This window comes from Myxococcales bacterium (assembly GCA_016706225.1).
Taxonomy (GTDB): domain Bacteria; phylum Myxococcota_A; class Polyangia; order Polyangiales; family Polyangiaceae; genus JADJKB01.
The window spans coordinates 576,842-599,095 of sequence record JADJKB010000024.1 but is presented as its reverse complement, the minus strand read 5'-3'; the positions used below and the strand labels follow the sequence as shown (position 1 = coordinate 599,095).

20 protein-coding genes and 2 pseudogenes are annotated in these 22,254 nt (G+C 68.1%); 16 read left to right on the top strand and 6 right to left on the bottom strand.

The annotated features are described in order from the left end of the window. Nucleotides 1-46 precede the first annotated feature (46 nt). Nucleotides 47-439 carry a hypothetical protein gene (locus IPI67_38525; protein MBK7586068.1) on the bottom strand — a complete coding sequence of 131 codons (393 nt, stop codon included), beginning with the start codon at nucleotides 437-439 and terminating at the stop codon, nucleotides 47-49. Between the two features lie 866 nt (nucleotides 440-1,305). On the opposite strand from IPI67_38525, the gene IPI67_38520 reads away from it, so the two are divergent. From IPI67_38520 to IPI67_38490, 7 genes and pseudogenes are all read left to right on the top strand, one after another. Continuing rightward, the gene (locus tag IPI67_38520) at nucleotides 1,306-1,728 is read left to right on the top strand and encodes a hypothetical protein (GenBank protein MBK7586067.1); all 423 of its coding nucleotides are present in this window, start codon (nucleotides 1,306-1,308) and stop codon (nucleotides 1,726-1,728) included. 34 nt (nucleotides 1,729-1,762) lie between these two features. Continuing rightward, nucleotides 1,763-2,392 carry a hypothetical protein gene (locus tag IPI67_38515; GenBank protein ID MBK7586066.1) on the top strand — a complete coding sequence of 210 codons (630 nt, stop codon included), beginning with the start codon at nucleotides 1,763-1,765 and terminating at the stop codon, nucleotides 2,390-2,392. A gap of 124 nt (nucleotides 2,393-2,516) precedes the next feature. Beyond that, entirely contained in the window at nucleotides 2,517-2,741 is a 225-nt protein-coding gene (locus IPI67_38510; protein ID MBK7586065.1) for a hypothetical protein, read from the top strand. Nucleotides 2,742-2,821: 80 nt separating this feature from the next. Next, nucleotides 2,822-3,808: pseudogene (locus IPI67_38505) on the top strand (AAA family ATPase). A gap of 397 nt (nucleotides 3,809-4,205) precedes the next feature. Beyond that, nucleotides 4,206-4,439: a hypothetical protein gene (locus IPI67_38500; protein MBK7586064.1), complete on the top strand. Its 234-nt coding sequence runs from the start codon at nucleotides 4,206-4,208 to the stop codon at nucleotides 4,437-4,439. Continuing rightward, nucleotides 4,436-4,654: a hypothetical protein gene (locus tag IPI67_38495; GenBank protein MBK7586063.1), complete on the top strand. Its 219-nt coding sequence runs from the start codon at nucleotides 4,436-4,438 to the stop codon at nucleotides 4,652-4,654. The genes IPI67_38500 and IPI67_38495 overlap by 4 nt, the downstream gene beginning before the upstream one ends. A 26-nt stretch (nucleotides 4,655-4,680) precedes the next feature. Continuing rightward, entirely contained in the window at nucleotides 4,681-4,890 is a 210-nt protein-coding gene (locus IPI67_38490) for a hypothetical protein (GenBank protein ID MBK7586062.1), read from the top strand. Nucleotides 4,891-5,468: 578 nt separating this feature from the next. Here the strand turns inward: IPI67_38490 and IPI67_38485 are convergent. Then, nucleotides 5,469-5,609, bottom strand: a complete 141-nt coding sequence (locus IPI67_38485) for a hypothetical protein (protein MBK7586061.1) — start codon at nucleotides 5,607-5,609, stop codon at nucleotides 5,469-5,471. Between the two features lie 561 nt (nucleotides 5,610-6,170). After that, nucleotides 6,171-6,764 (bottom strand): hypothetical protein, encoded by a 594-nt coding sequence (locus tag IPI67_38480; GenBank protein MBK7586060.1) that lies wholly within the window; start codon nucleotides 6,762-6,764, stop codon nucleotides 6,171-6,173. A 1,228-nt stretch (nucleotides 6,765-7,992) separates the two neighbouring features. Here IPI67_38480 and IPI67_38475 point away from each other — a divergent pair. Together IPI67_38475 and IPI67_38470 are read left to right on the top strand one after the other, a co-directional pair. Next, nucleotides 7,993-8,673: an LON peptidase substrate-binding domain-containing protein gene (locus tag IPI67_38475; protein MBK7586059.1), complete on the top strand. Its 681-nt coding sequence runs from the start codon at nucleotides 7,993-7,995 to the stop codon at nucleotides 8,671-8,673. A gap of 290 nt (nucleotides 8,674-8,963) precedes the next feature. After that, nucleotides 8,964-10,757 (top strand): response regulator, encoded by a 1,794-nt coding sequence (locus IPI67_38470; GenBank protein ID MBK7586058.1) that lies wholly within the window; start codon nucleotides 8,964-8,966, stop codon nucleotides 10,755-10,757. Between the two features lie 32 nt (nucleotides 10,758-10,789). Here the strand turns inward: IPI67_38470 and IPI67_38465 are convergent, their stop codons facing one another. Next, a complete protein-coding gene (locus tag IPI67_38465) occupies nucleotides 10,790-13,021 on the bottom strand; it encodes a hypothetical protein (protein ID MBK7586057.1) in 2,232 nt (743 codons plus the stop codon). A 36-nt stretch (nucleotides 13,022-13,057) separates the two neighbouring features. Then, complete coding sequence (locus tag IPI67_38460; GenBank protein MBK7586056.1) at nucleotides 13,058-13,516, bottom strand: hypothetical protein; 459 nt, start codon at nucleotides 13,514-13,516, stop codon at nucleotides 13,058-13,060. A 94-nt stretch (nucleotides 13,517-13,610) separates the two neighbouring features. Here IPI67_38460 and IPI67_38455 point away from each other — a divergent pair, with 94 nt between their 5' ends. The 4 genes from IPI67_38455 (at nucleotide 13,611) to IPI67_38440 (ending at nucleotide 18,250) form a co-directional block, all read left to right on the top strand. Beyond that, nucleotides 13,611-14,375 (top strand): AgmX/PglI C-terminal domain-containing protein, encoded by a 765-nt coding sequence (locus IPI67_38455; protein MBK7586055.1) that lies wholly within the window; start codon nucleotides 13,611-13,613, stop codon nucleotides 14,373-14,375. A 152-nt stretch (nucleotides 14,376-14,527) separates the two neighbouring features. Beyond that, entirely contained in the window at nucleotides 14,528-16,348 is a 1,821-nt protein-coding gene (locus IPI67_38450; GenBank protein ID MBK7586054.1) for a response regulator, read from the top strand. Nucleotides 16,349-16,384: 36 nt separating this feature from the next. Then, nucleotides 16,385-17,353 (top strand): nitronate monooxygenase, encoded by a 969-nt coding sequence (locus tag IPI67_38445; GenBank protein MBK7586053.1) that lies wholly within the window; start codon nucleotides 16,385-16,387, stop codon nucleotides 17,351-17,353. Nucleotides 17,354-17,368: 15 nt separating this feature from the next. Further along, nucleotides 17,369-18,250, top strand: a complete 882-nt coding sequence (locus tag IPI67_38440; GenBank protein ID MBK7586052.1) for a DUF58 domain-containing protein — start codon at nucleotides 17,369-17,371, stop codon at nucleotides 18,248-18,250. 9 nt (nucleotides 18,251-18,259) lie between these two features. Here the strand turns inward: IPI67_38440 and IPI67_38435 are convergent, their stop codons facing one another. Next, nucleotides 18,260-18,688: an SMI1/KNR4 family protein gene (locus tag IPI67_38435; GenBank protein MBK7586051.1), complete on the bottom strand. Its 429-nt coding sequence runs from the start codon at nucleotides 18,686-18,688 to the stop codon at nucleotides 18,260-18,262. A gap of 208 nt (nucleotides 18,689-18,896) precedes the next feature. On the opposite strand from IPI67_38435, the gene IPI67_38430 reads away from it, so the two are divergent. The 3 genes and pseudogenes from IPI67_38430 to IPI67_38420 all read left to right on the top strand — a co-directional run bounded on the left by IPI67_38430 (nucleotide 18,897) and on the right by IPI67_38420 (nucleotide 22,239). Next, nucleotides 18,897-20,015 (top strand): hypothetical protein, encoded by a 1,119-nt coding sequence (locus IPI67_38430; protein ID MBK7586050.1) that lies wholly within the window; start codon nucleotides 18,897-18,899, stop codon nucleotides 20,013-20,015. 26 nt (nucleotides 20,016-20,041) lie between these two features. After that, nucleotides 20,042-21,229: a VWA domain-containing protein gene (locus IPI67_38425; protein ID MBK7586049.1), complete on the top strand. Its 1,188-nt coding sequence runs from the start codon at nucleotides 20,042-20,044 to the stop codon at nucleotides 21,227-21,229. Beyond that, nucleotides 21,226-22,239: pseudogene (locus IPI67_38420) on the top strand (VWA domain-containing protein). The gene IPI67_38425 and the pseudogene IPI67_38420 overlap by 4 nt, the downstream one beginning before the upstream one ends. The last annotated feature ends 15 nt before the right edge of the window (nucleotides 22,240-22,254 follow it).

The following is a 22,254-nucleotide window of genomic DNA, read 5'->3' as shown; positions in this document are numbered from 1 at the left end:
CGCGCCCGCGTAACGCCGCGTGCAGTTTCTCGGCTTCGTTCAGGGATCACGTCGTCGTCGCGGCCGTGGCACACGACGACAGGCGAGCGCAGGCGCGTGAGCGCCGTGCTCGATTGGCGAAGTCGATGTTGCGCCCGGCCCGCCTCGAGGGCTTGCTCCACGAGCAGCGCACCGCCGGATCGCACCCACAGCCGAGCAAGAACAAGTCTCCGCTGCGCCGCTGGCACCCGCTCGACGATGGCCGCCGCGAACGGCGCGAGTCGTCCTCTGCCTTGAGCTCCATGAGGCCCCAGGTTCGATAGGTCATCTCACGCCAGGCTTCGGCGAGCACCCCATGCACCGCCTCCGGCACCTCGAGCCAAGGCAGCAGGTTGAGGAACAACGCCGGCTGGTTGAGTGGATCCCTGGTCAAGACCCGATCCCCGTCCGGACGTCGCATGACTCCGTCGACACAGAACCGCACCGTGGCGGCGAAATCGGCGTAGCCCCGAGAGGTGACCACCGCATCAACGTGCTCTGAGCGCGCGCCGCGACCTCGAGCGCCGGCCACGAGCCAAACGAGATGCTGAAGAGGGTGACCTTCTCACCGGGGCGCGAGCGCCGCACGAGCTCCATGAGCACGAGCTCCAGATCATCGATGGCGCTCGGATGCGCCACGAGCTCGGCGTAGGTGGGCAGGATGGTGCTACGACCCGAAACCCAGCGTGCGCGAGGATGCGACAGAAGCGCTCGAGGCGGGATCGTCGGGGCCGTCGAAGTGCAGGCCCGGGGCCACCAGGTAACTACCGAGTGGTTCCCCCGGCGGCTCGAACACCCGGACCTCGAGCCGCGTCGGCGCTCCGGGTCGCGGGCGGGTGCCGAGCTCGCGCGCGCGTCGTCCGGGCAAATCACCGGAGCGGAGCCGCCAGGTCTCGCGCCGAACACCCCGGCGGCAGCGCTTGACCGGGCGCCCAGGGACCGAGCCAGCGGAGCAACAGGCCAAGTGCACGGAGACGACGACGTGGCATCAATCTCTTCCCGCTATCACCTTTGGCTCGCGTCACGAAAGCAGCGTCATTCTGGGGAGATCACCGCCATGGCTTGCATCCCGGCAAAATCAGCGTGAAGAGGCCGCCCGTCTGGCGCGTCTAACGGGGTTGGGACAGCTCCAAGGGCGTCCCGCCACTCGGGCCGGGAACCGGACCCGGCCCCACTGCTCCGAGGAGTCCACCATGCGTGCTCTGAAAGCCACGATCCTCGCTGCCATCGTCGCCGTGCCGTTGGCAGCCGCCGCTGGGACAAGCGCCGCCCAACTCGTTCGACTCGGTGCGCCGAGGCAAGGTGAACCTGAGCCACCAGGCCCTCCGCATCACCGCGTGTGTCGCCAAGGTCGAGCAACAGAAGACGACGTGTGTCCCGACGGCTGACACGACCGACTCCGTCCACCACAATCACGCTGCGCCCGTCAGCCAGGGCGACGTAGCCTCCAAGGACAAACGCGAGCCGCGCGAGGTCTCGCTCTCCAAAGACGCGAACGCGGTCGAGAAGCTCGAGCTCGGCGTCGGCGTCCGGGAGCTCGACTGGCCCGCTCGCAACCAGAAGGATCGTTTCTTCGTCGCCGAAGGGGACGAGTTCGCGGTCAAGCTTCACACCCAGGTCGGTGCCTGCACCAAGACCAAAGACGAGTGTCGCCTGAAGACCGATCAGACCAAGCTCGAGGTCAAAATCCCAAAGCGCTGCCGTCGCTGAACGTGACCGGCACAGAAAGCCAACAACGAACATCATGAAGCGCGTCTCGACTCTGCTCCCGTTGACGATCCTCGGCTCTGGCCTGGCGTTCATTGCCTGTGCTGCATCGGACGGAGGAGGAGGAGGAGGCCTGCGCCTCGGGTGGCGTGGACGGAGGTGGCGCGGGCGGCGCCGAGCCAGCGGCGGCGCGGGCGGAACCGGCGCGACGGGCGGCGGAGGAACCGGCGGCACCACGGGCGGAACCGGCGGCGTCGGCGGCACGTCGGGCAGCGGCGGAATGGACGCGGGCAACGACGCGGCCGGCGGCAGCGGCGGCACGGGTGGCGGGAGCGACGCAGGCGGAGCGAGCATCGCCGGCAGCATCGTCGACCTGGTCGCAAAGACTCCGGTCGCGGGGCTGAAGGTGTGCGTCTACCAGAACGCGGCCATCCCCTGCGTGCAGACCTCGGGCACCGGCGACTACCTGTTGACCGGCGTGCCGGCAAACACCGACGTGCTGCTCGAGTACACCAAGACGGACTACCTGCCGACCCTCGTCACGGTGCACACCGTTGCGGGCCCGATGAGCGTGGGACGTTCCTGGCGCCGACCATCAGCGCAGCGGATGCGCTCGCGGGTCTGGTCGGCATCACGATCAACTCCGCGAAGGGTCACATTCTCGTAACGGCGTTCCAGGGCACACCCGGAAACTTCTCCGGTCAAGACAACGTGACCGCCTCGTCACACCGAAATCCGGCAGCGGGCCGTTTTATCTGAACGCAAACAACCTGCCCGATCAGAGCCTGACGGTGACCAGCACCTCGGGCATCGGGCTGTTCGCCAACGTCGACCCGGGCGACGTCGAGGTCACACTCGGACACTTCACGAAGACCTGCCAGCGCCTGAGCACCTCGTGGGCCGGCTCCAAGACCACGGCCTCGAAGGTCAAGGTCGTGGCCGGCTACCTGACCGGTGGCTCCGGGCTCGAGTGTCCTGAGCGCTTCCGGGGGCCGAAGGCCGCCGATCCAGAGTGAAAGCCGAGCTGCGGAATGGACTGAGCCCGAGATTGTCTCGGCCTCGTTGGTCGAGGTATAGCCGGAGCCCCGAGGAGCCCATGCAGGACGTCCGTGCACTGAACGAGCTGGTCGCGAAGGAGAGCGCCTTCATCGACGATTTGATGGCCGAGGTCGGCAAGGTGATCGTCGGCCAGACCTACATGATCGAGCGCATCTTGATCGGCCTCCTGTGTGGCGGCCACGTGTTGCTCGAGGGTGTGCCCGGCCTGGCCAAGACGCTGACCGTGCGCACGGTGTGCAACGCAATCCAGGCGAGCTTTTCTCGCGTGCAGTTCACCCCCGACTTGTTGCCGGCGGACCTCATCGGCACGGTGATCTACGACCAGAAGCGCGGTGAGTTCTCCAGCAAGTTGGGCCCGATCTTCGCGAACCTGGTGCTGGCCGACGAGATCAACCGTGCGCCGGCCAAGGTGCAGAGCGCGCTGCTCGAGGCGATGCAGGAGCACCAGGTCACCATCGGCGACACGACCCACAAGCTGCCCGATCCGTTCGTGGTGATGGCAACGCAAAACCCCATCGAGCAAGAGGGCACGTACCCGCTGCCCGAGGCGCAGATCGATCGTTTCCCTGTTGATGATCAAGGTGGGCTACCCGACCCGCGAGGAAGAGCGCACGATCATGGATCGCATGACCGGACTCGTCCCCGCCACGGTGAAACAGAGCACGAGCCCCGAGCAGCTGGTGGACGCGCGCCGAGTGGTGCGCGAGGTCTACATGGACGACCGGGTCAGGGACCACATCGTGGACGTGGTCTTCGCGACCCGCGAGCCGCAGAAGAAGGGCATGAAGGATCTCGCCCCGCTAATCGAATACGGCGCCAGCCCCGAGCCAGCATCGCATTGAACCTCGCGGCCCGCGCCCACGCCTTCCTGCGCCACCGCGGCTACGTGACCCCCGAAGACGTCAAGGCCGTCGGCCCCGACGTGCTCCGCCACCGCATGGTGCTGTCGTACGAAGCGGAGGCCGAAGAGGTGACCGCGGAGCAGATTGTGAAGCGGGTGTTCGAGGTGATCGAGGTTCCCTAACCCGCGAGCGCCGCTCGCACCAACGCTGTGTTCGATGAGCCTTGTCCGAACGACGCCGAAGGCGCCGATCCTCGAGCCACGAAAAGCTTGTCATGCTAAGCATCCGGGAGACGAGGCCCTCCCCAATGCCGCGTACCCTCTTGAACAGGACTTGCTCCCGGACCCGCTCAATGTACGGGGTTCAGCGCGACGAAGGCGGCGTTCAGCGCCGTCATCTGCGCAGTGTCGAGCCATGGAGGCATTTGGCAAGTCCCACGCCCGTGTTGAGCGACGACCTCGGCTTCAATGGCGCTCGGTCGGGGCGGTCGTCGGCTGCGGGCGCGGACGTCGCCGAGCCGGAAGGCCGAGTAGACTTCCAGATTTGCCTGCGACGCGAACCCGAGTAAGGATTTCAGCGATGCGCCGGAGCTTGCGACTCGCGCTGCCGGTGCTGCTCACCGCGTGCTCGACCGTGCTCGGCATCGACGGCGAGTTCGATGACGCACCGGGAGCGGACGCCGGCAGCGTTGCCAGCGGTGGCAACGCCGGCACCGGTGGCAAAGGCGGAACTGCCGGCGCGGGCGGTGTGAGCGGCGGCGGCGCGGGCGGTGAGCGGCGCTGGCGGCGGCGCGGGCGGCGGCGCGGGCGGTGAGCGGCACGGGAGCGTCGGGTGGGTCGGGTGCGACGGGCGGAACCGGCGCCGGCGGAAGCACTGGCGGGACGGGCGGGGGCAACGTCGGAGAGATCTGTGGCAACGGTATCGACGACGACGGGGACCAGAAGATCGACTGCGCGGACACGGAGTGCGCGACGTCGAAGTGCGTGCCCAACGTCCCCATTGGTTGGACCGGGCCGGCGCTCATGTGACCGGGAGGCCCCACGGCCGCCCCCCCATGCCCGGGGGCACGACGCCCGTCGTGACCTACGCGGTCGACGCCCCGAACGCCGATTGCACGGCGGTGACGTGCAGCTGCAAGGGGTCCGGCTCGTGCACCGCGAGCGCCACGGTCACGCACCATGGATCCCCAAACTGCAGCGCGGGGAAAGTGGCCTCGACGATGGTCCTCCACGAACACGTCTTGCACGCCGTACGCCATGACTGAGGCCGCGTTGGGCGGGTGACCGTCGCTTACGCGACCAACAACGGGCAAACCTGCGCGGCGCAGACCACGGGCTCGGGAAATGTGCGCCCAACCTCTCTCTCGGAGCGACTCGCGCTGTGCCCGATTCTGGGAGGCGCCGGAGGTTGTTCTACAGAGGGCTGCGTCACGCCGACGACGAGCCATCCCAAGGTGTGCATCCGCCGAGCCGGCAACTTGGGGATGTCCCAGCAGCTATCCGAACCAGACTCTTGCGGGGCAGAGCATCTCCTCCGACAGCCGGGGCTGCTCGCCGTGCAAGTGCGGCACGCCGTTCTGTTTCCCCACGGTGAAGGATCACCCGAACGGGACTTGCGGCCCGGAGCAGCTCTGTCTACGAGACCTGCACTTCGGCTTACGATCCGACGGTGTTGAACCGCAGCCTGAAGCTCTCCATCGACCCTGGCGCCTGCGGAGTCTCCGGGGGTACGAGCACCGGTAGCATCAACGTGGCCGGCGCAACGACGATCTGCTGCCTCTAGCTGGCTCATTGCCGGTGGCCGAGCCGTCCGATGACGCCGTTCCCTCGGCGCCGCGGGAGCTCAGGGCGGCGATACCGGCTCGCTCGAGATCGTCTTCTCGTCCACCCAGAACACCTCGCCCCCATCCACTGTGAACGCACTCGGTTGGTTGGTGTCGATGCCGTAGTGTTTGGCCGCGGTCAGGTCTTTCCGTCCGGGCATCACCGACGCCACCCCGCCGCGGCCGCTGGTGCTCAGCTCGAAGGCACGGCGCTGCCGTCGGCTCGCACCTGCCTCGCGCTCCAGTTACGCCCTTCGATGCTGGTCTGGTCACCCCCGCAAGCGGGAGGAAGCTCGCCCGCAATCTTCCATCGGCCACGTACAAGTATGAACCGATCCGGGCCAGATCGTAGGGCGCCATCACGTTGCTGATGAGACGCGTCTGGCCCGTCGCACGCACTCGCTCGTGCACCGGGCCCGATCTCGCCGTGAAGTACACGAAGTCACCGTCCACCAGGATGTGGGCCACCTCGCGGGTCTCGTCGATCTGCCGAAAGACAGCGCCGTCGCTGCGGAAGAGACCGTCCGTCTTGCCGATCAGGACCTCGTCCCCATCCAGCGCGAAGCAGTACATGTCTTCGGCCAGGCGCTCGGTCCTTTTCGCCTTCGTGGCGCTCGAGCACGCGGGGTGGCCCGGGTCGTCCGCCAGTCGAAGCACGTAGAGGGCGGCTCCCTTGGACTGAAAATCCAGGATGGCTCCCTGCTTGGACTCGAGCGCCAGGCTCACGGCACCCCGGCCTTCGGCACACCAAGCAGCAGCTTCCCGGCCGCAATCAACAGCTGGTCGCCGCTCGGGCGTACGACGGACACGTCCACCAATCGCTCATCGTGGGCAACCGTGCGGCGCCGGGTCGAGACTTCGCACATGCCGGGCAGCGGATTGGACTCGAGCTGCGTTCCGATCTGGAGCTCGGCGCGGTCGAAGCTCGGAGCCAATGCCGTGCGGTAGAGTCGTTTCAGCTTTCCCCGGCGCGAGGCGCGAAAACCGAGCTCTTGGCCGATCAGATCGGCGCCGCGTACGACCTTCAGCTGCGCGGGCGCGCGCATGCGTTCGGGCGTGCCGACCGGGCGATCGAGCCCGAATTCGAGCACGTCACCGCCGCTCTCGTGCTTCACGCGCGCGATGCAGCGGGTGTTGGCGACCGGGACCCAGGCATACCTGGCGTCGGATATCGGGCCCGTCTCGATCGCCGTCCCCATGACGGCGGCTGCCACGAACACCGCCAGCCCCACGATGGGTGACAGGAGCACGACGCCAAACGCAGCGGCACCTGCCGACAGCGCGCCGCGATCGAGGGCGCGCGCTTCGCCCCGCACCTGCTCGACGAGTTGCCCGACTGCCTCCTGTCTCCGCGCTCCGTACCCGGACAACAGCTTGGCCGAGACGAGGTTGTCCGCCTGACAAAACCCGCAGCGCGCGAGGCCCTGCCCGCCCTGGACCTGGAGCGGTCCACCGCAGACGTGACACCTCGCCGGGTGCCCCTCGGCGATCGGCGGAGCCGCGGCGCAGCGCTCCGCAAGCGCAACGCCACGACGGTAGACATGGCGCAGCGCCAGGGCCGAGGCGCCGACCCCCGAGCACCAACGGCAGCATCCCCGTCACCGCCAGGAGCACGGGGGCAGGCTCGAAAGACCCGCCGAGACGACGAAAAGGACCCCGCCGCCAGCGAGCAACACGAGCGGCAAGAGCACTCCGAGCCCGACGGGCAATGAACACGAAGTAGGAACGCGCGCTCTTCACGTTGAAGCGTTGCGCGCCTGTGAGCTGGCGATCCGCCGCGTCCATCTGCCACAGAGCTGCGACCGCAAGCCGAAGCTGCGCGCTGATTTCGGGGCTCGGTGGACCCTGGTAGTGGCAGCTACTGCAGGCCATGAGCTCCGGTGTCACGAGCGAGACGGGCGCGGGCGCGCCGCAGCTCGGACACTGGGCAGACAGCATGGTCGGCCGATTGTGGACCGCGTCGGGTCGAGAGTGAAGCGCATTGGCGCTCGAGCAGCGCGCACGGAGTCTGGGTGGCCACCGCAGGTTGACGCTGCTTCATTTCACAGAGGTGGCGTCGTCAGCGAGGGACTAGGCTCGGGTGCAGGGACTCACGCGTCAGCACGATTGGGAAGAGACGCGGAACCGTTCATCGGAGGATCTCATGGCAGTGAGCGCGAAGAAGACGAAGAGGAAGACGAGACGAACGGGAACGACCGCGGCCACAGCGGCGGCGAAGACCCTTCGGGATCCGAAGGCCACCAAGGCCGGCAAGACCGCAGCAGCAAGTGCCCTCTCCCAGACGGGCCGCGCCGCGCGAACGGGGCCGAAGGCCGCCAGCGCCGCCGGCCGGGCTCTCACCGGCGAAAAACGACTCCGCGCGGGCGGCGTGCCGCTGCGAGTGCGCTGGCGCAGACACCTCGACGAAAGAAGAAGTAGTCGGACTGGCACCCGCCCTGCCCTTGTGTCGGGGCGCCCCAGCGGTTGGCCGGCGAACGTCGAGCACCTGCGCCTGAGCAGACCCAAGGCCGACCTGCTGGCAAGCCTGGCGGGGCCGCGAACAACATGACACGCTCTGTCATCGTGATCGGGCCCGAGCGAGAGACCTGCGCCGCCGCGCTGCTCGAGCTGCCGCTCTTCCCCCTGCCACGGGTGGTGCTCTTCCCCAAGGCCACGCTCCCCTTGCACGTCTTCGAGCAGCGTTATCGCAAGATGCTCGCCACCTGCCTGGAGACCCACCGGATGCTGGCGGTGGTTCTGGTGCCGAGCCCACACCCCGTCGATCACCACGGCCATCCGGGCATCGCCCGCATCGCGAGCGTGGGTTTCATCACGGAGCACCAGTCGCTGCCGGATGGCCGCTCCAACCTGCTGTTGGTAGGTCAGGCTCGGGTGTCCCTCGAGGAGTTACCGTTCGAGGCCCCCTACCGTCGCGCGCGCGCGACGCTGCTACACGACGTGGCAACGGCGGTCGCCGCGGCGGATCTCTCGGCCCTGGTGCACACCGCCACCACCTTCGCGTTCGAGGTGAGGAGGCGGGAAGCGGGCTTCTCGTTCCACCTGCCGCCCGACGCGACTCCTGGAGAGCTGGCCGACGCTTGCGCGCAGCATCTCGTGATCGACTCCGAGCTACGCCAGCGCGCCCTCGAGACACTGGATGTGCGCGAGCGAGTGCGCCTGGTGACAGGCGAGCTGGCCTCGCAGAGCGCCGCGCTCTCGAGCGCCCCCGCGCATACGCTCAACTGAACGGAACCGCAGCAACCCGTATGCTTTTCATGCGGCTACTCCCCAGAAGGGGTACCCTGCCCGCGCGTGCCCAGGCAGGACGAGCTCCGCGCGCTGTTCGACGCGATGATGAGGGGTTCGCTACACGAGCTGGTCCGCGATGCGTCCGGGCGTGTCCACGACACCGAGTGCTCGCGGTCAACCGGCGTTCACTCGCCACACCGGGCTGAGCGCCTCCGGCGGTCGTCGGTCGCCTCGCGAGTGCGGCCTTCGGAAGCTCGGGCCGCCGTTCTGGTCCACCTTACCAGCGTGTGGCGGAGACCGGCGTACCCGAGACCTTCGAGGCGTACTTCGAGCCGCTCCGCCGCCACTTTCGCATTTCGGCGTTCCAGACCGGACCCGACGCCTTTGGCACGGTGTCGCGACCAAGGCTCGGGAGGCAAGCGCCCGGCTCAACGAGGCCCGGCTGCAAGCGCTGCACGACTTGGCACGGCTGCGTACCGCGGACGAAAAAGAGCTCATCGATTTCGCGCTGGAGTCGGCGGTCGCGCTCACCGGCAGCGAGGTCGGGTATCTGCATTTCGTCGACGACGATCAGCAGAACCTCACCTGTACACCTGGTCCGAGCGCACCCTACAGAACTGCAGCGTCGGTACCGAGCGCCACTACCCGCTCTCCTCGCCGGCATCTGGGCCGACTGCGTGCGGCTGAGGCGCCCCGTCATTCACAACGACTACGCGACAGCCGAGGGAAAAAAAGGCCTGCCGGAGGGCCACTTCCCGCTGGTCCGGCACCTGAGCACCTGCGTGGTGGAACGCGACAAGGTGACCGTCGTCGCGGGCGTGGGCAACAAACCCACACCCTATCAGGACGACGACGTCCGGCAGCTGCAGCTGTTTCTGGACGGCGTCTGGGATCTCATCGCGCTGCAGCGGCAAGCTCGCGCCAACGTGGGCTTGCAAGACCAGCTCCGTGCCACCCAGAAGCTCGAGGCGATCGGCCGGCTCAGCGGCGGTATTGCCCACGACTTCAACAACTTGCTGACCGTCATCCTCAGCTACTCGAACCTGGCGCTCGAAGCGCTGAATGTGAATGATCCCCTGCGAGCCGACGTCGAGGAGATCCGCGCCGCCGGGACGCGGGCGGCAGCGCTCACTGCGCAGCTGCTCGCGTTCGGTCGTCGACAGCTCTTGCGGCCCGAGATTGTCGACGTCAACACCGTCGTTGCGGGGGTGAGTAACATGCTCGGCCGTCTGCTCGGGGAGGACATCGAGATGGAGACTCGCTTGGCCCCGGGGCTCGAGACCATCGAGATTGACCCCGGTCAGCTCGAGCAGGTCGTGATGAACATCGCGGTGAACGCGCGCGACGCCATGCCGGACGGGGGCAAGCTCACGATTGAGACCGCCAACGTCATGCTGGACGCAGAGTACGCGGCGGCGCACGCTTCGGTGACCCCCGGACCCCACGTGCGGATCGCGTTCACTGACAACGGCATGGGCATGGATGCGGAGACACGCTCCCATCTGTTCGAGCCGTTCTACACGACCAAACCCCCGGGCAAAGGCACTGGCCTCGGGTTGTCGACCGTGTTTGGTATCGTCAAGCAGAGCGGCGGTCACATCTGGGTCTACAGCGAGCCCGGCAGCGGCACGAGCTTCAAGCTTCATTTCCCCGTCAGTGGTCGAGCGGTTTCCATCAAACCGCCCGTGGTGCAAACGGCCGCACGCCGCGGGACCGAGACCGTGTTGGTCGTGGAAGACGAACCGGCCGTTCGCAAGCTGGCCGCGCGCATCATCAGCGGCGCGGGCTACCGAGTCCTCCAGGCAGCGAACGGCGGTGAAGCCCTGCTGCTCTGCGAACAGCACGTCGGCGACATTCACCTGCTCGTGACCGACGTGGTCATGCCCGGCATGAGCGGCCGACAGCTCGCCGACCGGCTCGCGACACTTCGGCCGGAGCTCCGGGCGCTCTACATGTCGGGATACACCGAGAACGCCGTCGTGCATCACGGTGTGCTCGAAGCGGGGATCCAGTTCATCGGCAAGCCGCTACAGAAGTCGGAGTTGCTCGACAAGATCCGCAGTCTGCTCGACAGCGCCTGAGCTTGCCGGAGGCCGTCTCGGCGCGCATGCGTTCAACCGCTTCGGGACTTCAAGAGCTCGTCGCGCAGCGCGGCGGTGTCCCGTTTGGGTCCGCCCTGCGGTACCAGCCGACTGAGCAGCGGCACCGCCGTAGCGCGCAGTTTTTCGGGCAGGACGGTCTCGAAGTACTCGAGCGCGGTCCCCCTCAGGCCCTCGTCTGCGCTGCCGAGCGCGCGGTACGCCAAGCTGAGCGGCTCGCGCTCGAGCACCAACGACAGCACGACGATCGCCTGCTCGACGAACGCGAGCGCGGCCGCGCGCGCGCCCTCGTCATCGCCCTGTTCGCGTGAGGCTTTCGCCCCTTGCTCGAGCTCCAGGCGCACGGCAGAAAAGACTCGTTCGGTCGGCAGCTCTGCCGCGCCCGGCGAAGCGGACAAGCGCTGCAGCGCGAACGCCGCCTGGCAGCGCACCTCGAGCTCGGGAGCAGCCAGCGCCTCGATGAGCCCGGAGGTTGCACGCGGATCCCGGCTCGTCTCGAGCGCACGTGGGATCCGCCGGCGGACCACGACGCTGACCTGCACATCCAGCAGATTGTCGACGAGCTGTCCGGTGATGCGCGGACCCAAGCGGCGGAGCGCGCGCAGAGCGTCACGCGACAGAGCGTCGTTGCCCAGGAGCTCGATCGCGGCGGGTACGAGCTCGAGCTCGAGCTCCCCATCGCGGGTCAGGTGACGACGAGCCCGCTCGGGTGAGCCGGAGCGAAGATCGTCCAGAGCCTGGCTGAGCTCGCTCGGCGCGTCCCGGTCCGGGGTCAGCACAAAGCGCAGGGACAGTGGTGCGGAGCCAAATCCCTCCTCGCGTACGTGGGGCATGAGACCTTCGAGCCGGTCCTCCGAGTGTGAGCCTGACGGCGGATGCTCGGAGTCGATGGCCGCGTTCGCACGGTGGCGCTCGATGCTCTCGAGCAGCTTCTTCCGATCGAGTCCCGCCGTCTCCGCCAGGGTACGTCGAGTCGTCGCGTCGAGCACGTCACGCTCACTGAGCCTGACGGCGCCGCGCTTCAGGCTCTGAGCCAGTGCGGACACGTAGCCGCGGTGCAGTCGCATGGCCGTGAGCAGGGACAGCACCGAGACACCGAGTGCGAGGACGAGCAGGACGAGCTCGACCTGCGCGACGCTCCGCAGGATCTGGAGCACCAGACCGCTGCCCAGCGCGGTGCCAACCCGGTCGAAGCCCACGTCGATCAGCATCTTCGCGGGACGTTTCTGCAGGCGCGGCACCGGCGTGTAAGCGACCTCGTAGGCCGCGCGGTAGAGCGAGCTCTGCACGAGTGCGTCGGCTCCGCGGACGAAGACGGCGCTCGCGAGCCCGGGAATGGCCAGCGTCAGCCCGGCCGCCCCGATCACGGAGGCTGGCAAGATCGACATCGTCCCCGCCAGGCCGATGCGCGTGAGCGCGGCGCGAGTGGCGAGGGCTTGGATGGCAAAGGACGAGAGCCCCACCCCCATGTGGAACACCGCGAAAAAGGCCATCAGCTCCGGGCCCTTCGGGATGTGGCTCACGACGCGTGCGCTCATGACGTAGTCGAGCAACGCGCTGGTCACGGCGACCAGCACCACCAGCAGCGCCAGCTGCCTCAAGTAAGGATGCTCCCGCAACACGTCGAACCCGGAATGCGCGGGACCGGCGCGAGTCGGAGCGGGCTGGGCCTTGGAGCGGCGTCCCAGCGCGCGCAGAGGAACGACTGCGGCGAGGTTCAGCACGGCCAGCACTCCGAGCATGACCGGCACTCCGCCTCCGCGGCCGAGCCAAAAGCCCAGGAGCCCTCCGACCGCTCCGCCGAGGGTGCCACCCATCGCGATGCGACCCACGACGCGCTTTGCCGTGTGAGGATCGAAACACTCGTTGATCAGCGCCCACGTCCCGGCCGACAGCGTCGACCCCAGCAACGCCACCTGCAGGTAGAGCGCGATCGCAGCGTGGGCAGGCGAGTGAGTCACGACCCACCACTCGACGGCGTAGAGAGCGGCGTTGGTCACCAGCACGACCGGAACCACCTTGGCGGGCGCCCAGCGCGCCATGGCCCGCGCCGCAAAGACCGCCGCAACCAGCGACACGGCGGCACCCACCGCCATCATCTCCGGGAGCCGCGTCACGTCGTGGTGTGACAGGAAGAGCGCGTCGCGGGCGGATTTTGCCCCGACGAGCTGCGCGACCGTGATGCCGGACGCGATGGCCGCGGCAACCACGGCGCGTCCGACTTCCTGACGGCGGGTCTCGGCCATTGGTTCGCGGCGAGGATACACCGCGAGCGGTCCGTGTCAGGGCATGAGCACGCGCTCACCGAGCACGCGCGAATTCCCGTCCGGCTCCGTCGCCACGACGCGCAGGAGATGGGGGCAAGCCGAGAGGCCGCCCACCGGGACACTGCCCGCGTAACCGACGGCGGGACAGCCATCGTACATCGGGTAAACCGCGCAGACATCGGGCCGCGCTTGGTTCACGGGCAGGGTCACCGCGTCGAGGCCGTCGCTCTGCACCTTGACGTCTTTCACGTGGACCGTGTCGAGCACCCAGCCCGAGATCGCGATGTTCTGCGACGTCAGCTTCACGTCGGCGGCGGGCACGTCGATGACACCAAACGGCGCGCGTTTGGCGAGCGCGCCGTCCAGCTCCGCTTTCACGCTGCCAAAGGCGCCGAGTGCGAGATACGACAGGCCCCTCACCGTACCGCCCGCAGGCAAGCCGAAGATCGCCCAGCCGAAGAACGCGGACCGCATGCGGGGAGTGTGTCCGATGCGAAGGTGGTGGGGCCAGCAGTATTCGACGCCGCGAGGGAAGCCGCACCCACCCTCCGCGCGTAAGATGAGCCCCGTGCAGTCCATCAACGTCGCCAAGTTCGTCGGGCTCACCGCCGCCCTGGCGGGGCTCGGGCCTACCGCCTGTGGCGGCGGCGCTCGCACGCCGGAAATGGCGTCTGCTGCACCCGTCGCTGTGATTGACGTGCCCGATGCGTCGGCCGCAGCGGAGGAGACGGAAGCCGACGCCATCGAAATATCACCGCTGGGCCCCGCCGACGAAGGCGCGGACGAGGGCGCAAAGCTGAGCTCGCACGACGACGGTCCAAGCGCGGAAGACCCACCAATTCGCAGCCCGAGCGCCCTGAGCCGGCTGAGCGCGCTCGACGGTGGGGCCTTCGGCGGGGTGCTCGGCCTGGGCAGCGGCGCCGGCCTCGCCGGCTCCGGTCTGGGTCAATCGGGCGGTGGACTCACGGGGGCGGGCATGGGCCACGCGCCGACGAGAGCCAAAATGGGTACGGTGACGTCCGGCCCCGCCGCCGTGCACGGTGGCCTCCCGAGCGAAATCATCGAGCGCATCGTGCGGCAAAGGCTGGCGCGCATCCGATATTGCCATCTGGTGGCCCTGCGCTCGAACCCGAAATTCTCGACCCGAGTCGCGACCCGCTTCGTGATCGCTGCCGACGGCGGCGTCAAATCCACGGCCATCATCCGAAGTTCCGGCGTGAAGGGCTTCGACGCTTGTGTGCTCAATTCGCTCAACACCCTGAGCTTCCCCAAACCGACCGGCGGCGGCGACGTGGTCGTCAGCTACCCATTCGTGTTCTCCGCCAACCCCTGAGTCGAGGCCCAGGCGCTCCCACACCCAGACCGCCCAGGGGGCGGCCTCGTTCACCGAGACCCGTCTCGGGCTTCAGGCTCTACGGTCGCACCGCAAGAATCTGAAGGGCTATAGAAATGCGGGCAATCGACCGTTTGTGTCGGTAGACGAAAATGCGTCTTTTGCCCTTCGCAGACCGGCTAGTGCCCGAGTCGGACCGCTCCGACCCGGATGCCCTGCGCCGCGCCCGGTTCCTGCTGCTCTGGAGCCTGCTCGGGGGCATCTTGTGCCCGTTGTTCGCGCTACGCGAGTGGCTCACCTTCTCGAAGCCCTGGGCGGCGGTCGTGTTGCTCGCGGTGGGGCTGGCGTTCCTCGGCGTTCCGTACGTCTGCCGTCGGGTCTCGGTCATTGCGGCGGGAAGCACCGTCGGAGGCGCTCTGGCCGTTGCCCTCTTCAGCGTGGCCTGGACTCACGGCGGCATCGTCCCCACGGTGCTGATGTGGAGCGCGCTGATCCCGCTGGTCGTTTCCCTCAGCGGGACTCGCCGCGCTGCCTACGCCTGGACGGGGTTTGTCTTGCTGGGGTTCGCGGTGCTCGGCCTGCTTCGTACCCTCGGAGTCGAAGGTGTCGAAGGCGACGTGAAGGATCTCGTCACGCTGAGCGCGTTCGTCGTGGCGCTCACGTTCATCGGTCGAGCGTACGAGTCGGTGCGTGAACGGGTGGCGATCGACAGCGCCGAGGCGCAGCACCGGGTGGCCGTACAGGAGCGTCTCGAGAGCGTCGGACACCTCGCGGCCGGCGTCGCCCACGACTTCAACAACCTGCTCACCATCGTGCGCGGTTCGTCCCGCGTCTTGCTCGAGGAGCTCGGTCCGGCGCACCCACTCGCGGTCGAGGTGCAGGCGATCGAAGCCGCCGCATCGAACGGCGCTGCCATCGTGGGCCGCTTGCTCGCGTTCCGGGCGAACGACGCGACCGAGACCTCGATGTTCGACATCGGGATGGCGGTGCACGAGCTCGACGCCGTGCTGTCGCGGCTCCTACCCGAGGACGTGAGTTGCACGATGACCACCGCCGAGCACCTGTGGGTGAAGATGGCACCGGCGGAGGTCGAGCAGATCTTGGTCAATCTGGTGGTCAACGCGCGGGAGGCCATGCCCTACGGTGGCAAAGTCGAGGTGACGATCGCGCGCGCGAGCATCGGCCCCGGGGCCCCGACGTCCGTAGCGCTGCCCCCGGGGGACTACGTGGTGCTCTCCGTCACCGACACCGGCCCCGGCATCGCCCCCGAAGTGCTGCCGCACATCTTCGACCCCTTCTTCACGACCCACGCCGGGCGCGGAGGGACCGGGCTCGGGCTCTCGAGTGTGCAGCGCATGGCCCTGCGCGCTGGGGGGGACGTCCTCGTCCACACACGGGTCGGTGAGGGAGCTTCATTCCGCGTCTACCTGCCCTGCCTGCCCACCCCGGCGGAGTTCGAGGCGCTCGAAGCGCCCAGCCAGGCGGGGCTCGACCCGGCACAGCTCGCGCCCGCAATCGAACCCACCGCTCCGGGCTACGCGGAGAGCGACGACCCCTCCGGTGGCATCGTTCTTCCCCCAGCCTCCGCGGGCGTTGCACTGGTCGTGGACGACCAACCGGCCATCGCGCGCATCGCTCGGCGCTTGCTGCAGAAGTCCGGCTTCGAGGTGCTCATTGCGCGCACCGGATCCGAAGCTCTGGAGCTGACGCGCGCCAACGCCGCGCGCATCGACATCCTGCTGACCGACGTGATGATGCCGGAGATGGATGGTGCCACGCTGGCCGGCGAATTCCGCCGCCTGACGAACGGAGCGCCGGTCCTCTACATGTCGGGTTTCTCCAACGACGCCGAGGTCGCCCGCGAGGTCGACACCGGTGCCGCTGCCTACCTGCACAAGCCCTTCTCGCCGGACGAGTTCCGCACCGCCGTCGCGAACGCGCTCGGTCGGGACCGGATCAGCAAAGTAGCTTGACGTCGCGGCTCGGCGTGGGGCATTCCCCGAGCCTCGATGTCGTTACCCGAATCCCTTGCCCGGCGCCTCACGCTGCCGGTGGTCGGCGCGCCGATGTTCATCATCTCGACGCCCAAGCTCGTGGTGGCGCAGTGCAAAGCCGGGGTCATCGGCGCGTTTCCGGCGCTGAACGCCCGACCGCCCGAGCTGCTCGACAGCTGGCTCGGGCAAATCAAGGAAGAGCTGGCTCGCTGGGACGCGGAGCACCCGGAAGCACCCTCCGCTCCGTTCGCGGTCAACCAGATCGTGCACAAATCGAACGACCGTCTGCTTCACGATCTGGAGCTGTGCGTGAAACACCAGGTGCCCATCGTGATCACTTCACTCGGGGCACGCGAGGACGTGAACCGTGCGATTCACGACTACGGCGGGCTCGTGCTGCACGACGTGATTCACCTGAAGCACGCCAAGAAGGCCATCGACAAAGGTGCAGACGGGCTGATCGCCGTCGCCGCCGGCGCGGGTGGCCACGCCGGAACCCTCTCGCCCTTCGCCTTGATCCAGGAAATCCGGCAGTTCTTCCCGGGGCCGCTGGCCCTGGCCGGGGCCATCGCCAACGGCCGCTCGGTGCTCGCCGCCCGCGCACTGGGCGCCGATCTGGCCTACGTCGGCTCCGCCTTCATCGCCACGGAAGAAGCCAGCGCACCCGAGGGTTACAAACAGGCCATCGTGAGCTCGACCGCCGCCGACATCGTCTACACCAACCTGTTCACCGGGGTGCACGGCAACTATCTGCGGTCTTCCGTCACGAATGCCGGGCTAGACCCCGATGCACTGCCCGAGAGTGATCCGTCGAAGATGAGCTTTGGCTCCGGCGGTGGCGCCAAGGCCAAGGCCTGGCGGGACATCTGGGGTTCCGGTCAAGGAGTGGGGGCGATCCACGAGGTGCCGAGCGCGGCGGCTCTGGTCTCACGCCTGCGCCGCGAGTACGAAGAGGCCCGGCGCGAGCTCGCCCCGCCGGCGTGATAAAAGAGGCCTCCCGTGATCCCCAAAGAGCTGATCAAAGCCCTGCGCAAGATCGAGATCACGACCAACCGGCTCGCGACCGAGCAGCTGTCGGGCAACTACACCTCGGTGTTCAAGGGCCAAGGGCTCGCCTTCCGTGAGGTGAGGCAATACCAGCCGGGGGACGACGTGCGCAGCATCGACTGGAACGTCAGCGCGCGCATGAACGAGACCTACGTGAAGGTCTTCGTCGAAGAGCGCGAGATGACGGTCATGCTGGTGGTGGATCTCTCCGCCAGCGAGAGCTTCGGCACACGGCGCTCCAGCAAGGCCGCGCTGGCCGCCGAGGTCGCGGCGCTGTGCGCGTTCAGCGCCATCAAACACAACGACCGCGTGGGGCTGATCCTCACCAGCGATCAGATCGAGAAAATTGTCCCGCCCAAGAAGGGGCAGAAACACGTGATGCGGGTGGTGAGAGAGATCTTGGGCGCCAAGCCCGAGCGCACCGGGACCGATCTCAGCGTCGCGCTCGAGACGCTGTACAACGTGGCGCGGCGGCGCAGCGTCGCGTTCCTGCTCTCGGATTTCTACGCCACTGGCTACGAACGAACGCTGGCCCTGGCGGCCGCCCGTCACGACGTCATCCCGTGCATGTTGCTCGACCCGCGTGACGAAGAGCTACCCGACGTGGGGCTGGCGACCTTCGAAGATTTCGAGACGGGGGAGAGCGTCGTGGTCGACACCTCGAGCCCGCGCGTGCGTGCGCACTACGCCCACCACATGCGGGCGATGCGTGCGGAGCACATCAAGGTGTTCCGCAAGCTGGGGCTGGACCACGTGGTGATCCGAACGGACCAACCGTACGTGAAGCCGCTCCGAGATCTGTTCGCGCGACGGGCAAAACGCCTGCGACGCTGAGCGGGCTCGTCACCCGCCGAGCCCGAACACGAGGTCCTCGAACCGCTGCCAGTCAATCGACCAGAGCGCAGGCGTCGACACCTCCGCGCTCCGACAAGTGAACACACGACCGCCGGCGTCGAGCAGGTAAAAGGCTCCCTCGCCATCGGCTGCAAACAGCAAGTGGTCGGGAGTGTGTTCGTCGAAGTCCCAGCCGCGGTGTTCGGTGAGCACTCGCTCCGCGGGCGTCACATAGATGGGGCGGCGGCGGGACGTGGCGCTCGCATCGGGCTGCGCCACGCTGCCGTGCCCGCCGTTCGTGACCCGCAACAGGTCCAGATAGGGCGAGGGCAACGCAAACGGCGCGGCCTGGATCAGGCCGAGGAGCGCCAGACTGCCGACCGGCTCGCGCAGGCCGAAACCCCGGCGCTCGAGCTCCGCCCTGAGACCCGCGCCCATGGTGCTAGGTTACGCCGAGCCGCCGGGCATCGGCAGGGGGCAAGCGTGGGTACCGCGCAAATCCCCGAGAGTCCCGGCGCGTCGGAATAGGAATGGCCGCGAGATTGTCTTGGGCAAGCGGGTCGAGCTATAGCAAGCGCCGGTTTTTTCCGAAGAGCTTCGCAGAGATGGACACGATCAGCGCAATCTGTCGGAGGCTGCCCTGAGTGTGAAGGCGCGTGTGCTCGCCCTGCTCATCGTGGCTTCGCCGGCCAGCGCCCTCGCGGACGCAGGCACAGCTGCGGACGCCGGCGCGGGCGGTCGGGTCACAGCGACCTGCACGGAGCGCTGGCCAGAGGGCAAACCTCGACCGAAGCTGAGTGAGCAGTTCCCCACCCACGGAACGAGCGGGCACGCGGCCACCCTCGAGCTCGGCCTCGAGCATGGCAAGGGCGAGACCGTCCTGCCCGGCGGCTTCCGACTCGAGCTCGACAGCGAAGCCGCCCGCGTGCTCGAGCGCGCAGGCTTCGCGCTCCCGGATCCCGACGGCGGAGCGGGGCCCACCATCGGTGTCGTGCCGAGCGGAGAGACCGCGAAGAGCACGGTGCGCATCCCTCTCGTGCTGCTCCCGCCCAAACCCGGCCGTCACGAGCTGGAGCTGCCGCCCCTGCCGCTCGCCATCGCGCGTGCGAGCGGTGAGGTCGTCACTCTGTGCACGGCGCCGCACGCCATCATCGTCGACGACCCCATCGCCAGCACACCCAACGCGATGCCAAAAGAAAACCCCGCGCCGCGTCCGCAGCGCGAGGTGTGGACCGCGGCAAAACAGGTCGCCGTGGCGGCCCTGATCGCACTCCTGGTCGGCGCGCTCTTGACCTGGTTGGTCGGCCGCTGGCGCGCCCGACCCAAACCCGAACCCCCGCCCATCCCACCACGTCCACCCTGGGAGGTGGCCATCGAGGAGCTGGTCGATCTGCGCGCGCGAGAGCTGGTGAAGAACGAACGCTTCTCCGAGCACTACGCCCGCGTGTCGCACATCGTCCGGAAATACTGTGGCGATCGCTACGGCTTCGACGGGCTCGAGAGCACCACCCGCGAAATGCTGAGCGTGCTGCGCCGGGTCATTCCAGCCATCGTCGTGCTGCCGGAGATCGAGGAGTCGCTGCGCCACGCGGATCTCGTGAAATTCGCCCGGCTCACCCCGAGCGCCGACGAGTGCCGGGAGGCGCTCGAGCGCGCCGAGAACATCGTGCGCCGCACCGTGCCCCTGCTGACCGAGCCGCGGCTCCCGCCGCCCGGCGCCGAGCCGCCGCCCCCCGCCGAGCCGGACGAAGCGAGGGCACCGTGAGGCCGCGCTCGAGTCAGCCCAGCGAACTGCGGCGCCCGCGCCCTCGACCCAAGAGCGGGCTTGGCCGTCGCTGGCAGCGCGTCGCGGTACTGATCTTGGCGCTGCTCGCGGGTCTGGCGCTCGGTCTGCTCTACCCGGCGCTCTTGCGCGGCCCGGAGCTGCTGAGCGCGACCTGGCAGAACTGGTGGTTCCTGCCGCTGCTCGTGCTCGTCCCGCTGGTCTTCTGGCGCGCCACGTTCGGTGAAGACCGCCGCACTCCACGCCTGCGGCTCGGCACGCTCGCTCCGTTTGCCGTCGGCCCCGTCGGTTGGCACGTGTGGCTCCGGGACGTGCCGGGCGCTTTCCGCTCGGTCGGCCTCGCCCTGTTCGTGCTCGCGCTCGCACGTCCCATCAACACCCTGAACCCCGAGGTCAAGAACGAGCGCGGCATCGACATCGTGTTGGTCCTGGATCTGTCCGGCTCCATGCAAGCGGTGATCGACAACGTGCCTGAGAACCTGGCCAAGTTCATGCCGCGCGAGCGCGATCGGCGCATTCGCCCGACCCGGCTGGACGTGGCAAAGGCCGTGATCCGCGACTTCATCTCGCGGCGAAAGACCGATCGCATCGGCGTGGTGGTGTTCGGCAAGGAGGCGTACGTCTTGTCTCCACCGACCCTCGACTATCACCTGCTCGACGCCCTGGTCTCGAAGATGGAGCTCAAGCTCATCGAGGGGAGCGCGACCGCCATCGGCGACGCGACGGGGGTCGCCGTGGCCCGGCTGCGCCGCAGCCAGGCCCAGAGCAAGGCCGTGATGCTGCTGACCGACGGCGACAACAACGCCGGGCAGATCTCCCCGGAATACGCCGCGCACCTGGCCAACCTCATCGGCGCCAAGCTGTTCACGATCCAGATCGGAAGTGGTGAGGTGGCCGAAGTGCAGGACGGGTTCGACCTGTTCGGTCAACCCCGCTACGTGACGGTGCCGTTCCCGGTGAACCCGGAGCTGCTGAAGAAACTCGCCGATCAGACCGGCGGTGACAGCTACGTCGCGAGTGACGCCACCAAGCTGCAGGCGAGCTTCCACGACGTGCTCGACAAGCTGGAGAAGACCCGCTTCGAGGCCAGCATCTCCAGCTTCGAGGACATGTACCGGTTCCTGCTCTTGCCCGGGGTTCTGCTGATTGCGCTCGACGCGATCTTGCGCGCGCTGCTCCTGCGGAGGTTCCCGTGAAGTTCGCTCAGCCGGTCTGGCTGTTCGGAACGGCGCTCTCGCTGGTCGTGGCCGGCCTGCTCGTCGCCGGCGGGTTCCTGCTGATCCGCGCCGTTCGCCGCTTCGGTGACGAGGCGCTCGTCTCGGAGCTGCTGACGGGCAAACCGAGCGCACGCCGTGCATTCAAGGGTGCGCTCTTGGTGCTGGCGGTCGCGTTCGGTTTCTTCGCGGCGGCACAGCCGCAGTACGGGCGCGGCACACGCATCATCCCCGCCACCAACCTCGACGTGATCGTGGTGCTCGACTACTCGAAGAGCATGCACGCGCGGGACGTCAAGCCGTCCCGCATCGCCCGCGCCAAGACCGAGGTGGCGCAGCTCATCGCCGATCTGCCCGGGGCGCGCTTCGCCGCCATCGCCTTCGCCGGCGAACCGATGGCGTTCCCGATGACGAGTGACGGCAGCGCCGTCGCCCAGTTCTTCCGCCAGCTCTCACCCAACGACATGCCGGTCGGAGGCACGGCCATCGCTCGCGCCCTCGAGTCGGCGCGTGAGCTCTTCGGGCGTGACCCGCTGTCACGCACGCACAAAAAGGTCATCGTGCTGGTGACCGACGGGGAAGATCTCGAGGGTGATCCGGTGAGCGTGGCGCAGGCCGCCGCCCAGGACGAGGTCACCATCCACGTCGTTCAGATCGGCGGACGCACCCCCGAGCGCCTGCCCGAGGTGAACGAATCAGGTGAGATCATCGGCTGGCGCACCGACTCCGAGGGCAAACCCGTGACCACGCAGCTCTCGGTCGCGGGCGAGGCGCAGCTAGCCAAGATCGCAGAATCGAGCGGCGGCAACGTGGCCCGCAGCGAGGCGGGCTCGACCGGGATCCGGACCATCGCGGCGTCGCTGCGCAAGATGATGACGGGCGAGCTGAGTGAGCGAGTCGAGACCGTCTACGCCGACGTCTACCTGTGGCCGTTGATCCTCTCGCTCGTGCTCCTGTTCGTCGAGACCTTCGTGCCAGAGACTCCCCGGCGTGCGCGACCGGCGCGT